This is a genomic window from Nocardia cerradoensis NBRC 101014 (assembly GCF_000308535.1).
GTDB lineage: Bacteria > Actinomycetota > Actinomycetes > Mycobacteriales > Mycobacteriaceae > Nocardia > Nocardia cerradoensis.
Window position 1 is genome coordinate 21,748 of record NZ_BAFW01000161.1, and the last position, 14,950, is coordinate 36,697.

At 69.0% G+C, this 14,950-nt stretch carries 14 protein-coding genes and 1 pseudogene; 9 read left to right on the plus strand and 6 right to left on the minus strand.

The window, feature by feature from the left end:
• Positions 1-189 precede the first annotated feature (189 nt).
• Together ON23_RS16830 and ON23_RS16835 are read right to left on the minus strand one after the other, a co-directional pair.
• Positions 190-2,430, minus strand: a complete 2,241-nt coding sequence (locus ON23_RS16830) for a SulP family inorganic anion transporter (RefSeq protein WP_051042775.1) — start codon at positions 2,428-2,430, stop codon at positions 190-192.
• A 289-nt stretch (positions 2,431-2,719) separates the two neighbouring features.
• On the minus strand, positions 2,720-4,930 hold the full coding sequence (locus tag ON23_RS16835; protein ID WP_039779309.1) for a SulP family inorganic anion transporter: 2,211 nt from the start codon (positions 4,928-4,930) through the stop codon (positions 2,720-2,722).
• 470 nt (positions 4,931-5,400) lie between these two features.
• Here ON23_RS16835 and ON23_RS16840 point away from each other — a divergent pair, with 470 nt between their 5' ends.
• Positions 5,401-6,264 (plus strand): NAD(P)-dependent oxidoreductase, encoded by an 864-nt coding sequence (locus tag ON23_RS16840; RefSeq protein WP_167331864.1) that lies wholly within the window; start codon positions 5,401-5,403, stop codon positions 6,262-6,264.
• 53 nt (positions 6,265-6,317) lie between these two features.
• On the opposite strand, the gene ON23_RS16845 is transcribed toward ON23_RS16840, so the two are convergent.
• Positions 6,318-6,758: a VOC family protein gene (locus ON23_RS16845; protein WP_039779310.1), complete on the minus strand. Its 441-nt coding sequence runs from the start codon at positions 6,756-6,758 to the stop codon at positions 6,318-6,320.
• 228 nt (positions 6,759-6,986) lie between these two features.
• Between ON23_RS16845 and ON23_RS36900 the strand changes: the two are divergent.
• The 5 genes and pseudogenes from ON23_RS36900 to ON23_RS37945 all read left to right on the plus strand — a co-directional run.
• A pseudogene (locus ON23_RS36900) lies at positions 6,987-7,361 on the plus strand (transposase); the annotation flags it as partial.
• Positions 7,362-7,431: 70 nt separating this feature from the next.
• A complete protein-coding gene (locus ON23_RS16850) occupies positions 7,432-7,743 on the plus strand; it encodes an immunity protein TriTu family protein (protein ID WP_039779312.1) in 312 nt (103 codons plus the stop codon).
• A gap of 331 nt (positions 7,744-8,074) precedes the next feature.
• Positions 8,075-8,899 (plus strand): GntR family transcriptional regulator, encoded by an 825-nt coding sequence (locus ON23_RS16855; RefSeq protein ID WP_051042777.1) that lies wholly within the window; start codon positions 8,075-8,077, stop codon positions 8,897-8,899.
• A gap of 29 nt (positions 8,900-8,928) precedes the next feature.
• The gene (locus tag ON23_RS16860) at positions 8,929-10,347 is read left to right on the plus strand and encodes an amidase (RefSeq protein WP_039779313.1); all 1,419 of its coding nucleotides are present in this window, start codon (positions 8,929-8,931) and stop codon (positions 10,345-10,347) included.
• A gap of 17 nt (positions 10,348-10,364) precedes the next feature.
• A complete protein-coding gene (locus tag ON23_RS37945) occupies positions 10,365-10,502 on the plus strand; it encodes a hypothetical protein (RefSeq protein ID WP_157170234.1) in 138 nt (45 codons plus the stop codon).
• 8 nt (positions 10,503-10,510) lie between these two features.
• Here ON23_RS37945 and ON23_RS16865 read toward each other — a convergent pair whose 3' ends face one another.
• Entirely contained in the window at positions 10,511-11,944 is a 1,434-nt protein-coding gene (locus ON23_RS16865; protein ID WP_063821284.1) for an FAD-dependent oxidoreductase, read from the minus strand.
• A 107-nt stretch (positions 11,945-12,051) separates the two neighbouring features.
• Between ON23_RS16865 and ON23_RS16870 the strand changes: the two genes are divergently transcribed.
• From ON23_RS16870 to ON23_RS16880, 3 genes are all read left to right on the plus strand, one after another.
• Positions 12,052-12,603: a TetR/AcrR family transcriptional regulator gene (locus tag ON23_RS16870; protein ID WP_223273569.1), complete on the plus strand. Its 552-nt coding sequence runs from the start codon at positions 12,052-12,054 to the stop codon at positions 12,601-12,603.
• Positions 12,604-12,837: 234 nt separating this feature from the next.
• A complete protein-coding gene (locus ON23_RS16875; RefSeq protein ID WP_039779314.1) occupies positions 12,838-13,311 on the plus strand; it encodes a MarR family winged helix-turn-helix transcriptional regulator in 474 nt (157 codons plus the stop codon).
• A gap of 5 nt (positions 13,312-13,316) precedes the next feature.
• Positions 13,317-13,739: an organic hydroperoxide resistance protein gene (locus ON23_RS16880; protein ID WP_039779349.1), complete on the plus strand. Its 423-nt coding sequence runs from the start codon at positions 13,317-13,319 to the stop codon at positions 13,737-13,739.
• Between the two features lies 1 nt (position 13,740).
• Here ON23_RS16880 and ON23_RS38485 read toward each other — a convergent pair whose 3' ends face one another.
• Together ON23_RS38485 and ON23_RS16885 are read right to left on the minus strand one after the other, a co-directional pair.
• Positions 13,741-13,896: a DUF8730 family Cys-rich protein gene (locus ON23_RS38485; protein ID WP_167331865.1), complete on the minus strand. Its 156-nt coding sequence runs from the start codon at positions 13,894-13,896 to the stop codon at positions 13,741-13,743.
• 36 nt (positions 13,897-13,932) lie between these two features.
• On the minus strand, positions 13,933-14,868 hold the full coding sequence (locus ON23_RS16885) for a universal stress protein (RefSeq protein WP_223273568.1): 936 nt from the start codon (positions 14,866-14,868) through the stop codon (positions 13,933-13,935).
• Positions 14,869-14,950: the final 82 nt, after the last annotated feature.

A 14,950-nucleotide genomic window follows, 5' to 3' on the forward strand; every position in this document is an offset into this window, starting at 1 on the left:
CGCGCTCGGATCGAGGCGGCGGCAGGGTTTCGGGGTGCGCCGCTCAGCGTATCGGCGCGGGCGCCGCCGACGTTCAGGCGCGCCGCGGCAGCCGTCCCCCGGTCGTGGCGGGACGGCTGCCGTGGCGAAGGTGGACGGGTGCGCGAGTTCGGCTGTCGGGCCGACGAACTCGCGCACCCTCCGCCCGGATCAGGCGTGGGTCGGATTCCGGGCGGGTATTCCGGGTCGCTCGGCATCGGTGATCTCGGCGATGCCGGTCGTGGTGACCTCGAGGACCCGTGCGGTTCCGATATCGAAGAACAGGCCCGAAAGCGCAACACCGCGCTCGTCGACGGCCCGTGCGACGACCGGATGCTGCCGCAGGGTCTCCAATTGGACCGCGACGTTGACCATGCTCAGCTGGTCGGCCGGGCCGTAACCGGCGGCCGCCGCGGCCGCCGCCACCGGATGGCCGCCGCGGTAGCGCTGCAGGGCCTCGGCGCCGTGCGCCAGCCAGTCGTCGATATCGGGACCGGCGGACCGGTCCGACAGCAGGGCGTTCATCGCACCGCAGCCCGAATGTCCGCACACCACGACGTTGCGCACCGACAGATTGTGCAGCGCGAAACTCAGCGCGGCGTCCACCGACACATCGGTGCCGCGCGCCGGGATCAGATTGCCGATGTTGCGGACGGTGAACAGGTCACCCGGACCGCTGTTGGTGATCACATTCGGCACGATCCGCGAGTCGGAGCAGGTCAGGAAGAAGGAGTCCGGGTCCTGACCGTGGCGCAATTCGTCCAGGTGCGGCCGCATCACGTGGGCATGGCTGCGGTGGTAGGCGGCGACACCGGCGGCGACCGGATTGCCACCCTCGGAACGCCACGGCCCCAGCACATCGTCGAGCAGCCCGCGGGCCCGGGCGCGCCGCGGCGGACGCTCCGCCGCATCGGCCATGCGTGCGGGCCCGATCTCGACGAATTCGACGGTGCCGCCGGTACTTTCGTGCTGCTGCGCCCAGGAGTGGACGGCGTCGTAGGCGGCGTGGTCGAGGAAGTCGACCGTCAGCTCCACCAGGACGTCCACGCCTTCGGGCACCTTGGCCAGCTGCCCGGTCAGCTTCGGCAGGGCGAGGAAGGTGCAGGTGCCGTCCACGCTCACCAGCCACCGGTCGGTTCCCTCGACCGGAGCGGCCTCGACCGAGACGCGCACCACACGCCACAGCAGCAGCGCGAAGGCGACGACCAGACCGATCAGCACACCTTCGAGCAGGTTCAAGAACACCACCACGGCGATGGTCACCGCGTAGATCACCAGTTCGCCGGTGCGGTGCGCGATCTTGATGTGGGCGAGCTTCACCAGCTGGATGCCGATCATCACCAGCAGGCCGGCCAGCGCCGATTTCGGGATCTGCTCGACCACGCCCACCAGGGCGATCGAGAACAGCAGCACCCACACGCCGTGCAGCAGCGCCGAGGCCCGGCTGCGCGCCCCGGCGGTCACATTGGTCGCACTGCGCACGATCACGCCCGTGACCGGCAGGCCACCGATCATGCCCGAAGTCACGTTGGCCGCACCCTGCGCCATGAGCTCACGGTCGAAGTTGGTCCGCGGGCCGTTGTGCATCTTGTCGACGGCGACAGCCGACAGCAGGCTTTCCACGCTGGCGATCAGGGCCACGGTCAGCACCGCCAGCGCGACACCACTCCAGTTTCCGCTGGGCATGTCCGGCAGGCCGACGGCGTCGAACAGCGACCCGCTCATCGTGATGCGGGCGGGGTTTCCGGGCAGCACCAGCGACAGCGCGGTGGCGACCACGATCGCCACCAGCGGTCCGGGAACCACGCGGATCTTGGCCGGCACCCAGCGCCAGCCGAGCATGATCGCGATGACCAGCCCGCCGATCACGACATCGATACCGCTGAGATGCAGCAGCTGATTCGGCAACTCGGCGACGTTCTCCCACGCCGAGCTCTGCGACGATCCGCCGAGCAGGACATGAACCTGCTGCAAGGCGATGGTGATACCGATGCCGGCGAGCATGGCGTGCACGACGACCGGCGCGATGGCGAGCGCGGCGCGCGCGATTCGGCTCAGGCCGAACACGATCTGCAGCGCGCCCGCGCAGACGGTGATGAAACAGGTTGTCTTCCAGCCGAATTGATTGATGGTCTCGGCCATGACCACGGTCAGGCCGGCCGCGGGTCCGCTGACCTGCAGGACGGAGCCCCCCAGGGATCCCACCACGATGCCGCCCACGGCGGCGGCGATCAGTCCGGCCGCGACCGGGGCGCCGGTGGCGACCGCGATGCCGATCGAGAGCGGGAGCGCGACGAGGAAGACGACGACCGATGCGGGTAGATCGTGTCGAAGGACCGAATTCATCCGGTCCGACCAGCTGGGGCCCGGCGGGGCCGAGGGTCTGGGCGTAGCGACGGTGTCGGTGGACATATTGCTCCTTCACCGGAGCCGCCGCGGCGGTCCGGTCGGTCGAACATGTTCTCCAGGCATCGAATTCAGCTGCGAGACTTCGTTGTCCAGCAGTGAGCCGGAAGCGAGGGCAACCCTAATAGTAAAGACTAAGCAAAGGCTTAGAAAAGGATCTTTAGCCTCGCACACGTTCCGGATTCGATGTGACGGCCCTCACTCGCCTGGAGTTCGACCTGCACCGGCACCACTGTGCGCCCGCTCAGCGCGCGTATTCCATCCGGCGAAATTGCCAGAACTGGGAATGCTCCTTTCAGGAAACCGGGACCGGAACGGGGTGGCGGAGGTCGTCGATATCGGCGATGCCGTCGGGCGTGATCGCGAGGACGCGGGCGGTGGCGATATCGAAGAACAGTCCCGACAGCACCACACCGCGCGCCTCGATTCCACGCCGCACGACGGGATGGGCGGCCAGCGTCTCGATCTGCACGGCGACGTTCACCATGCCCAGCTGGTCGACCTCGCCGTACCCGGCGGCCGCGGCCGCCACCGCCACCGGATGCCCAGCCCGGAAGCGCTCGAGCGCGGGGCGGCCGTGTGCGAGCCAGTCGTCGAGACCCGAGCCGGTGTGCAGACCGTGGTGCAGTGCGTCCATGGCGCCACAGCCGGAATGACCGCAAACGACGATCGAGCGCACGTCGAGTTTGTTCAGCGCGTAGACCAGCGCGGCCTCGACCGAGGTGTCGCGGCCGTCGGCGGGGATCAGATTGCCGATATTGCGCACGGTGAACAGATCGCCCGGGCCGCTGTTGGTGATCACGTTGGGCACGATGCGGGAGTCGGCGCAGGTGACGAACAGCGATTCCGGATCCTGGGTGTGCCGCAGTTCGTCCAGATGCGGCCGCATCATGTGGGCGTGCCCGCGGTGATAGGCCGCGATCCCGGCGGCGATCCGGTCGGTGCGGGTGGTGGGTCGCCAGGGCGCGAGAACATCGTCGAGCATGCGCCGGGCGTGGCCGCGCGCGGGCGGTCCCGCGGTGAGGTCGGCGATGCGCACGGCACCGAGTTCGACGAATTGCACGGCGCCGCCGAGGCTTTCGTGTCGCTGCGCCCATTCGTGCAGGGTGTCGGAGGCGGCGTGGTCGATGAAGTCGACGGTCATCTCCACGGTGACCGGAACGCCCGCGGGAATCCGCGCCAGCTGCGCGGTGAGCCGCGGCAGGGCCAGGAAGGTGGCCGAACCGTCCACGGTCACGAGCCAGCGCCCGGTGTCGCCGACCGGCGCGGCCACGATCACCACCTGCACCACCCGCCACATCAGCAGCGCGAACGAGAGCACCAGCCCGATCAGCATGCCCAGCAGCAGATTACCGAAGATCACCACGAGAACCGTTGCGGCATAGACGATCAGATCACCGGCGCGGCGCGCGAGGCGGATATGCGCGAGTTTCACCAAACCGATACCGATCACGATCAGCAGCCCGGCCAGCGCGGCCTTCGGGATCTGGCGCACCACCTCGACCAGCGCGACGGAGAACACCAGCACCCACACGCCACTGAGCATGGTCGAGGCCTTGGTCCGCGCGCCGGCCTTGGCGTTGGTGATACTGCGGACGATGACCGCGGCGATGGGCAGGCCGCCGAGCATGCCGGAGGTCATGTTCGCGACGCCCTGGCCGAGCAGTTCGCGGTCGAGGTCGGTGCGGTACTCCGGCCGCAACCGGTCCACGGCCACCGCGGACAACAGCGTCTCCACGCTGGCGATCAGCGCGATGGTGAACGCGGTCAGCACGACCGCACTCCAATGACCGTGCGGCAGTTGCGGTAACGACATCGCGTCGAACAGCGACCCGTGCAGGGTGATGCGCTCCACGCTGGTGGGCACCACCATGGCGAGCGCGGTCGCCGCGACCACGGCCGCCAGCGGCGCCGGGACCGCGCGGATCCGGCCCGGTAGATAGCGCCAGCCCAGCATGATCGCGATCACCACCCCGCCGACGAGCGCGTCGCCGGCATGCATCACCGTCAGCTGATGTGGCAACTGCACGATGCTCGCCCACGACGAACTCAACGTCTGCCCGCCCAGCAGCACGTGCAGTTGCTGCAGTGCGATCACGACGCCGATGCCGGCGAGCATGGCGTGCACCACCACGGGCGCGATGGCCAGCGCGCCGCGCGCGATCCGGCTCAGGCCGAACACCACCTGCAGCGCACCGGCACAGACGGTGATGAAACAGGTTGTCGCCCAGCCGAACTGGTGGATGGATTCGGCCACCACGACGGTGAGGCTGGCGGTGGGGCCGCTGACCTGCAGTACCGAACCGCCGCACAGCCCGGCGACCAGACCGCCGACCACGGCGGCGATCAAACCGGCCGCGACCGGCGCGCCCATGGCGACGGCCACACCGATGGACAGGGGTAGCGCGACCAGGAAAACCACCACGGAGGCGGGTAGATCATGGCGTAGAACGACCGAAAGGCCCCGAGGTGACGTCCGTCGGACCGAGTCGGTGTCGGTGGACATATTTCTCCTTCGCCGAACCGGTGTCGGTTCGGTCCATCGGTGGAACATGTACTGGCATCGAGAGCGGGCGGGCGAAGCGGATGACGCGAGATGCGTTGCGCCTGCGATGCATCCGGACATGGATGCCGGCAGCGGCCCAACGCGCTTAATAGTAAAGACAACGCAAAGCAGTTGGAAAGGGTTTTCAGAACAAAAGTCGGCGCCGGTATTCAATTGTGATCTATATCACAATCCTACGCGAGGTCCGCAACTGCCCGGGACGACCCCCGAACGCCGCAGTGCACCGAAAGACGATGGCGCAGAATCTCTTCGACGTACGCACTGGCGATACTACCGCAGCGGCGTTCCTGGTCACTTGTACGATTTGCCTATCACCGCGGCCGAACGCGACCGGCGCGGCCGACTGCGGGACAGTGGGAAGGACAGGGTCGGTGTCGTGTGCCGACCGGGACCCGGACGAGGAGGCAACAGTGCATATCGCGGTACTGGGAATGGGACGGATGGGTCGCGCCGTGGCCGGGCGCCTGCTCGACGGCGGACATCGGGTGACGGTGTGGAACCGCACCGAAGGTAAAGCGGCCGAACTGATTTCGGCCGGCGCGACGGAGGCCGGAACGGTCGCGGCGGCCGTGTCGGGAGTCGACGCGGCCGTCACCGCGCTCGCCGACGACGCCGCGGTGACCTCGGTGGCCTTCGGCGAGCTGCAGACAACCCTCGATTCCGGCACCCCGTACATCGACTGTTCGACCGTCTCCCCCGCATTGGGCGCCGCCCTCGCCGACGGCTTCGGTGACCGTTTTCTCGCCCTTCCGATCGTCGGCGCGCCCGGCGCGGTCACGGCCGGGAAGGCGACACTCCTGGCCGGCGGGCCCGCGCAATTGCGGGACCAACTCGCCCCTCTGCTCGGCACGCTCTCCGAGCGGTTGCGCCACTACGATTCGGCGGCGCATGCGCTGACCGCCAAGGTGACCACGAACTTCCTGCTGATCAGCGGGGTGGCGGCGCTAGCGGAGGCGTTCACCGTAGGGCGATCCGGCGGACTCGGCGACGACCAGTTGCGCGAACTGCTCGCCGGCGCGCCGGTCGTCGCGCCCGCCCTGGGCAATCGTTTCGACGCCGTACTCACCGCGTCCCCCGACGGATGGTGGACCACCGTTCTGGGCGCCAAGGACGCGGGGCTCGCCGTCGACATCGCCGCGGAAGCGGGCGCCCACCTTCCGTTGGCGGAAATCGTCCGCAAACGGTACGAGGATGCGGCACGGACGAATCCCGACGCCGATATCGCGGCCATCGCCGCGCTGTACCGTGACGGCGGCGACTCGGCGCAGGGGTGAGGGAGCGATCGGGCCACGCGGCCTTCCGACAGGGCGACCCGAAGCCCGGCACCTCAGGGTTCGGCGGCTAAGGGCTGAGCGAAGTGCACGACCTCCCACAGATGCCCGTCGGGGTCGGCGAAATAGCCGGCGTAGATCCCCCACGGCCGCGGGCGCGCGGGCTGGACCACCGTGCCGCCCGACGCGCCGGCGAGGTCCAGAACTCGTTCCGCCTCGGCGTCACTGTCGACGAACCAGCCCAGACTCATCGCGGAACCCTGCATACGTTCCGGCGGGATCCCCGCGTCCTCGGCCAGGTCGTCGCGCCCGTACAGCGCCAGCGTCACCCCGTTGCCGAGCGGGAACATGACCACCGCCCCACCGGGATTCGCCGCGTCCGGCCGGAATTCGGTCCCGATGATCCCCGGTGACTCCAATCCGAGCGCCCGGTAGAACCGCAACGACACCTCCAGATCGCGCACCCCCAGCGTGATCGCGTGGATCTGTGCTCGCACCCCGATACCTCCGTTCTCGTCGTTCTGCGCATGCAGTCAACCGTGCCGACGCCGCGCACGTCTTGAACGGATCGGACAGACCACTGGGAAGTGCCACCCCCGTTACCTTCTTCTTCGTGGCTCTGGAACGAGGGCCACGGTCGCCGGGCCCGGTATGACTTCTTGCCCCTGTCTTTCGCATGATCCGGGGGTGGTGTCGCCGGATTCTGGTGGCGTCGACGGACCGCTGTCGAGAGGATGCTCGATGACCACCCTCTCGCCGAGGTCCTGACCTCGATGCCCGGCGTCGGAGTCCGGACCGGAGCCCGCATCCTGCTCGAAATCGGCGACGGCTCGACCTTCCCCACCGCCGGACACCTCGCCGCCTACGCCGGCATCGCTCCCGTCACCCACCGCTCCGGCAGCTCCATCCGCGGCGAACATCCCGCACGATCCGGCAACCACACACTCGAACGCGCACTGTTTCTGTCCGCATTCGCCGCACTGCACGATCCGGCCAGCCGCGCCTACTACGACCGGAAACGTGCCGAAGGCAAGAAACACAACGCCGCCCTCATCTGCCTGGCCCGCCGCTGCGACGTCATCTACGCCATGCTCCGCAACACGCGGCGGCCTTACCAACCCCGGCACCGGCAGCTCGGGCAGCCTGACGAACTCCTGGAAAGATCACAGCGTGACCGAGTTCGACCTCACCACCTTCACCACCGCCATCCAGGACCGCAGTCGCAGCTGGGAGTCCAAAGCCATCACCTGGGAACTCACCCTCGGCCCGACCCGTGACAAATCCGCAGCCTGGGTCATCTGCGAAAGCACCCACACGGCCGCTCAGCTCACCGTCTGGACCAGCGGCGAAGCCGAACTCGACATCGCCAGCCTCACCACCGACGCCAGCACCAGCACCCACCACCAGTTCGCCGACCGTCAGGACCTCGAGGACTGCCTCGACCACCTCACCAAACGCCTCAACACCCCACCCACCCCTTGACGAACCCCATAGGGACACCCCCACGGGGCATCTCTCCCACACCCGGCCCGGCATCTCTCCCACCAACCCCGCCCGGCATCTCTGCCACCAACCCCGCATCACTTCCGCACCCCCCCTAAACCACTCCCTCATCACTCCCACCATTCGCCCGCGTAACTTCCGACACCGGGGTTGCGGACGGGACCGCATCTCGCCACGCGACCGCGAAATGCCGTGCGACGGCACCGGAAACCGCTGGTAGCAGCGCTGCGCACCGACCCGGACGACCGCGTAACCAGGTCTTTACCGGAAGTCCTTGTCGCGTAACGCGGATTCTCTGCACGCTACCGGCATGCACCACCGCTCCGAACAGCTCCACTCCGATCGGACCGCTCACGACCGCCGGGCGTTCGGCGATCAGATGCGCGAAATCCTGCCGGCCGCAGCACAACTGCCCGCCCGGCGCCTGCGCGATCTGCTGCGTGCGGACCTGCGAGCGGGCTCGTTCGGCACCGGACGGCTGCCCGGCGAGCCGGAATTGATGGCGCGCCACCATCTCCCGCGCGACGTGGTCCGCGCCGCGCTGAGCATGCTGCGTGCCGACGGTTTGATCGAGCGACGCCGCGGAGTGGGCACGGTCGCGGTCGGTGAGCACTACGTCGTATCCGGCGCGCTGCCGCCGGTGGGCCGGACGCTCGAGCAGCATCTGGCCCTGGGCCGGATCTCACCGCGCCTGCTGTATTGGGCCTGGATTCCGGCGCCGCCGGTGATCGCCGCCCATCTGGCCGGTGTCGGGCCCGGAGACGATTGCCTGTGCGTCGAATACGTCCTGCTGCTCGACGATCGCCCGCTCGCGGTGTTCACCAACTATTTGCGCGCACCGGAGGCGACGCGGATCGACCAGGCCGCGTTCGGCGACGACTTCTACAGCCTGTTGCGCGGCGGCCGGGTGGATGTCGGCGGCAGCGACGTCGGCGTCCAGGCCGCACGCGCCGACGAGACCACCGCGGCACTGCTGCACATCCTGCCCGGCGAGCCGGTGCTGCTGGTGGAACAGACCATCCGCACCAGCGACGGTATCGCCGTCGATTACGCGCTGGGTTCCTGCCGTGCCGAGATCCAGCTCGAACTCGGCGCCATCCCCCGTCTCGACATGACCGCCACCCTGTCCCGCTGACACCACCGCCCGCCCAGGTAAGGACGACCATGACACTCGCCGACCCACCCGTACTCTCCGGACTGACCGAGGCCGCCGCCGCGCTGCGCTCCGGCGAGACCACCGCCACCCGGCTGGTCGAACAGGCCCTCGCCGCCGCCGACGCGCACGACGCGACGCTCGGTGTCTACCTGTCGCGGTTCGACGAGCGCGCGGTCGCACAAGCCGCGCGCATCGACGAGAAGCTGGCCGCCGGTGTTCCGCTCGGCCCGCTGGCCGGAATCCCGGTGGGAATCAAGGATATTCTCGCCCATTCCGCCGCACCCACCACCGCGCAGAGCCTGGTTCTCGATCCCGGCTGGGGCGCTGCCCAGGGCGATTGCACGGTGGTCCGCCGCCTCGAGGAGGCCGGTGCCGTCGTCACCGGCAAGGTGACCACGATGGAGTTCGCCATCGGTCTCCCTGATCCGGCCAAACCCTTTCCGGTACCGTGTAATCCGTGGGATCCGTCCCGCTGGGCGGGCGGGTCGAGTTCGGGATCGGGCAGCGGCGTGGCCGCCGGGATGTTCCTGGGCGCCGTCGGAACCGACACGGCGGGCAGTATCCGCATTCCGGCGGCCTTCAACGGGATCACCGGATTGAAGCCGACCTTCGGCCGCGTCCCGAAGTCCGGTGTGGTTCCGCTGGGCTACACCCTCGATCATCCGGGTCCGATGGCTCGTTCGGCCGCCGACTGCGCCCTGCTGCTGTCGGTTCTTGCGGGATACGACCCGGCCGATCCCTACAGTGCGCACACACCGGTCGACGACTATCCCGGCGCGCTCACCGGAGATCTCACCGGACTGACCATCGGCGTGGACACCCTGGACCGGTTCGCCGACGGCGGTATCGATCCCGCTCAGCCACAACGGTTTTCCGACGCCGTATCCGTGCTCGCCGCGGCGGGCGCCCGGATCGTGCCCGTGGAGGTGCCGATGTACCGGGAACTGACCGCGGTCGACGTCGTGGTGATGCTGGCGGAGGCGCACGCCTACCACCGGCCCGCACTGCGCGAACGCTGGGCGGACTACGGACAGGCCACCCGCATCATCCTCGCCGGTGGGGATGCGGTCGGCGGCCCGGATTATGTTCAGGCTCAACGGGTTCGCCGCATCGGCAGGCAGCGGATGGCCGAACTGCTGACGAAGGTCGACCTCGTGGTGACGCCGACCGGACACCTCGGCGCCCCCGCGATCGCCGACCTGGATCAGCTCCAACCGATGGGGGTGTTGTCGAGTCTGCACACCCCGTACTGGAACCCGCTCGGCAACCCCACCCTCGCGCTGCCGATCGGCACCACCGCCGACGGGCTGCCCCTGTCGATGTCGGTGTCCGGCAATCATTTCGCCGAAGCCACCGTCCTGCGCGCCGGGGACGCCTACCAGCGCCGCACCACCCACCACACCGAAATCCCCACCGCCCTCCGCTGAATCGTCAGGAGCCGATCATGACCTGGACCACCGACCCCGAGGAAACCGCCGCGGTCGACGCAATGCGCGCGGCCGTGCGCGCCATGGCCGACCTGCTCACCACGGTCGACGCCGCCCGCTGGGCCGATCCGGCCGGCGGTTTCGGCCTCACCTGAGGCCTCCGTCACCGGCGTTCGACGGCGGCGACGGCGACCGGGCCGGGCCCGAGCGCCGCGACGAGCCCACCGATCCGAGCGGCCCGGCGTTCGGCCTCCGCCAGTGCCGCCTCGCCGGCCGCGCGCGCCGCGCCGAGCCCGATGCGGGCGACCAGGTCCGGACGCAACAGGGCGGACGGCCGCTGCGTCAGCCCCATCACGCGATAGAGGGTGGCGGCGACGACCGGGTCACGCTCGGCCGCGGCCAGTACCGGATCGAGGGCCGCCACCGCGACCCGGATCACCGGATCCGGGTGCGGTCCGACGTGCGGCATCGCGCTGTCGGCGATCACGGTGAGCTGCCAGGCGATATCGATCTCGGGTGTGACGGCGGTATAGAAGCGGCGGGCCAGGTCACGTTCGCCGCCCGCGGCGAGGCAGCGTTGCAGCACCCGCATCTGGATCGCCGCGATCGTCATGCCCTGGCCGTAGACGGGACTGAAACTGCACAGACCGTCACCGACCGCGAGCAGGCCGGCCGGGAACCGGTCGAGGCGTTCGTAGCGCCGGCGCAGGTTGGCCTTGTAGCGGAAGGTGGCGATATCGGTGAGCAGTTCGCCGCGGCGCAACGCCGCGCGCACGTCCGGCGGAGCGAGGGCCGCTGCGGCGTCCAGGAAGCCGTCCGGGTCCGCGGGTGGTTGTTCGCCGGCGTGCCCGATCAGCGTGAGCACGTAGCGATTCCGCCCCTCCACCGCGAACAGCGCCAGGGCCCGCGGCGGGAGTTCCCGCACACCGATGGTCAGCGATTTGTCGGTCCCCAGCGCACCCGGCTCGAGTTCGATGAAGGCGCTGCGGTAGACGATATCGATGGTGGTGCCCTCTTCCCGTGGTCGCGGATAGCCGAGGGCGCTCAGCCAGGCCGGGACTACCCCGCCGCGCCCGGTCGCGGCGACCACGAGGTCGGCGCTCAGGTCTTCCCTACCGCCCGCGTCGTGCACGGTGACACCGGTGACGCGCGTCGCGAACGGATTCGTGATGACACCGGAGACCTGGGACCGGTCGCGCAGCGTGACATTCGGAATCGACAGAATACGTTGCCGCACATGGTGTTCCACATGTGGGCGGCTGGCCTGGAGGCCGCGATAGCCGGTGGAGACCTGCGCGAGTGTGCGCCCGGCCATCTGAAAGTTGACCTCCCCCAGCACATCACAGTCGATCGCCCCGGCGGCGCGCAGCTGCGCCTCGAATCCCGGAAAGAACTCCTCGAGCAAGTCCTTTCCGCGCGGCAGCAGCCCGTGCACGTGCCGGCCCTGGGGCACACCCCGGCGCGCCTCCGGACCCTCGGGCAGCGCATCACGCTCGACGACGGTCACGCGGTCGTAGTGGTCGCCGAGCACGCGGGCCGCGAGCAGGCCGCCCATTCCGGCCCCCACGACCACCGCATGTTCACCGATTCTCGCCATCGAGCCACCTTCATCGCACTACTGAGACTGAAATACAAAATAGTCTCAGGATGGCGAGGAAACAACCGCCATTCCCGACTCACCGGCACGGCAGGCACAATGAGGCGGTGACCAGGTCCGCGACCGAACTGATGGATGCCGCACTGCAACTCGTGGCGGAATCCGGCCTGACCGACCTGACACTGACCGACGTGGCGCGGCGCGCGGGCGTCTCGCGCGCGACCACCTACCGGGAGTTCGGCGACAAGGACGGACTGGTGGCCGCCCTCGTCCGGCGCGAAATCGGCACGATGATCGCCGCCGCGTACCAGGAGGTCGACATGACGGCGCCGACACCGGAGTTGGCCCGCACGGCAACGCTTTTCGCGCTGCGCTATCTGCGGGCCCACGAGGCGTTCCGGTACATCCGCGGTCACGAGCCACAGTGGCTGCTGAACGCGGCGGTCACCCACATGGAGTCCGAGCGCAATCTCGTCGAGACCGTGGCCGCGCTGCTGACCCCGCTGCTCTCACTGCGACGCGCCGGCGATCTGTCCGTGACACCGGAACAAGCCGCCGAGATCATCGTGCGCACCGTGTTGTCGCACATACTCGTCGAACGCAGCACCCTGAGCGACGACGAGATCGCGGCGATGGTCGTACGGGCGACGTCGGCCTGAGAACACCCTCGCGCCGAGGCCCCTCGATCTGAGACGGCCTCCACGTCGAGTATCACCGCCGCACCGCTGAGCGCCACCACGGCGAGTCGGACTTCCCACTTCGCCTGCCCGTAGCCATCCCGCCCGCGACGGTCCGCCCCTCTCATCGACCTCCCCCGGGCGGCAAACGGACGTGACCCAGTGCACAGCCCATTTAGGTTGTGTACAACTTAATTGCGTCCTACATTTGTCGTCATGACCGATCCGCTGGCACTGGACCAGCAGCTGTGCTTCCAGCTGTACGCCGCCTCCCGCGCGGTGACGGCCCGCTATCGGCCACAGCTGGACGCACTGGGGCTGACCTACCCGCAGTATCTGGTCATGCTGGCGCTGTGGGAGCGCGACGGCCGCGGCGTCGGTGACCTCTGCGCCGCCCTCGCCCTGGATTCCGGCACGCTCTCACCGCTGTTGAAACGCTTGGAGGCCGCCGGGTTCGTCGAACGCCGGCGTGCCGCGGACGACGAGCGCCGGGTGGAGATCCGGCTCACCGAACGCGGGGACGCACTGCGAGAACGCGCGTGCGACATTCCGGCGCGCATGGCCACCGCATTCGGTGGCGGACTGTCCCTGGACGAGCTGGTGACCCTGCGCGAAACACTGGCACGGCTGACCGCCGCGCTGAACACCGAACCGGATGCGGAAGGCGCATCCACCGAGAGAAAGCGATGACCGATATGGCAATCCTCTACACCGCCGAGGCCCTGGCCACCGGAGACGGCCGCAACGGCCACGCCCGCACCACCGACGGCAAGCTCGACGTCGACCTCGCGACGCCGCCGGAAATGGGCGGCAGCGGAGCGGGCACCAACCCGGAGCAGCTGTTCGCCGCCGGGTATGCCGCATGCTTCCACTCCGCACTGCGCCTTGTCGGCAAGCAGGAGAAGGTCGACGTCAGCGATTCCGCGGTCGGCGCGAAGGTCGGCATCGGCCCGAACGACGCGGGCGGCTTCGGCCTCGAGGTGACCCTGGAGGTGTCACTGCCGCACCTGTCGCGCGACGAGGCTCAGGCGCTGGCCGACAAGGCACACCAGGTGTGCCCGTACTCGAATGCGACGCGTGGCAACATCGACGTCCACGTGATCGTCGCCGAGGACTGAGTCAGCCGCGCTGCCACCAGCGCTTCGCCGGCGCCGGGTCGGTGTGCCCGCCACACCACCGGTCGGCCGGAACCGTGGCACGCACCTCGTCGATGTGGGCGCCGCAGCCGGACCAGGTGGTCTTGCCGCAGGTCGTACAGGTGATCGGGACGCACATGACATCTCCTCGTGGTCGGGGCGTCGTGATGCGCCGTCAGCGGCGCACCACCATGATGGGACATTCGACCGAACCGATCAGCGCCGCACTCGTCGAGCCGAGCAGCATTCCGGCGAATCCGCCGCGGCCGCGGCTGCCCACGACCACCAGTTGTGCCGAATCCGAATGCTCCAGCAGCGATTTCGCGGGATTGTCGCGCACCACCTGCAGAGTGACCGGCAGCTCGGGATACCGTTCGCGCCACGGCGTGAGCCGCTCGGCGAGCATGGCGTGTTCGGCACGGACGATGGTATCCCAGCCGAACATCGAGATGTCGAGACCGGTGGTGTCGCTCCACGAATGCAGCGCCACCAGCTCCACACCACGCCGGTGCGCCTCGGCGAAGGCCGCGTCGACGGCGGGTTCACTGTTCTCGGTGCCGTCGACACCCACCAGCACCGGGCGCTGCGCCGTGACCGGGTCGGTGGCCGAATGGGATTTGACGATCACCACCGGACATTTCGCGTGATGGACCAGCGCCGAGCTGACCGACCCCAGCAGTCCGCGCTGCAACGCACCCCGCCCGCGGCTGCCCGCGACCAGCGCGCCGGCGGTCTCCGACCGCACCAGCATGTCGCCGATGATCAGTTCCAGTCCCAGTTCGGCGTCGATATCGAGATCCGGCCCGCCGATGTCGCGAGCCACCTGCGTCGCGCGCGTGAGGATCTGCTCACCGTCGGTGCGCAACCAATCCGGCTGTGCCGTACCGGCGGCCAGGCCGGGACCGAAACTCGCCGGAATCGCGATCGAATGCACGATCTGCAGCGATGATCCGCCCAGTGCCGCATCGCGGGCCGCCCAGGCCACCGCCTGCAGCGAGGTCGGCGAGCCGTCCACGGCGACGACGATCGGCCCCTTCGCGGTCTCCGGCTGCCCGGTACGTGCGGACTTCGCGGGCGCGGACTTCTCGGTCACGGATTCCTCGGTGGTCACGAACATCCTCCTCGATCGACTACGCGGCGTACGAAAGCCGGTCCGGCCCGACGGCCGCCACCGGGCGAAACGGGAGCACTAC

Coding starts and splice junctions, on each gene's coding strand:
- ON23_RS37945 (WP_157170234.1), top strand. CDS start 10,365: ATGACCTGGACCACCGACCCCGAGGAAACCGCCGCGGTCGACGCAATG.
- ON23_RS16830 (WP_051042775.1), bottom strand. CDS start 2,430: ATGTCCACCGACACCGTCGCTACGCCCAGACCCTCGGCCCCGCCGGGC.
- ON23_RS38485 (WP_167331865.1), bottom strand. CDS start 13,896: ATGTGCGTCCCGATCACCTGTACGACCTGCGGCAAGACCACCTGGTCC.
- ON23_RS16855 (WP_051042777.1), top strand. CDS start 8,075: ATGCACCACCGCTCCGAACAGCTCCACTCCGATCGGACCGCTCACGAC.
- ON23_RS16835 (WP_039779309.1), bottom strand. CDS start 4,930: ATGTCCACCGACACCGACTCGGTCCGACGGACGTCACCTCGGGGCCTT.
- ON23_RS16875 (WP_039779314.1), top strand. CDS start 12,838: ATGACCGATCCGCTGGCACTGGACCAGCAGCTGTGCTTCCAGCTGTAC.
- ON23_RS16860 (WP_039779313.1), top strand. CDS start 8,929: ATGACACTCGCCGACCCACCCGTACTCTCCGGACTGACCGAGGCCGCC.
- ON23_RS16865 (WP_063821284.1), bottom strand. CDS start 11,944: ATGGCGAGAATCGGTGAACATGCGGTGGTCGTGGGGGCCGGAATGGGC.
- ON23_RS16880 (WP_039779349.1), top strand. CDS start 13,317: ATGGCAATCCTCTACACCGCCGAGGCCCTGGCCACCGGAGACGGCCGC.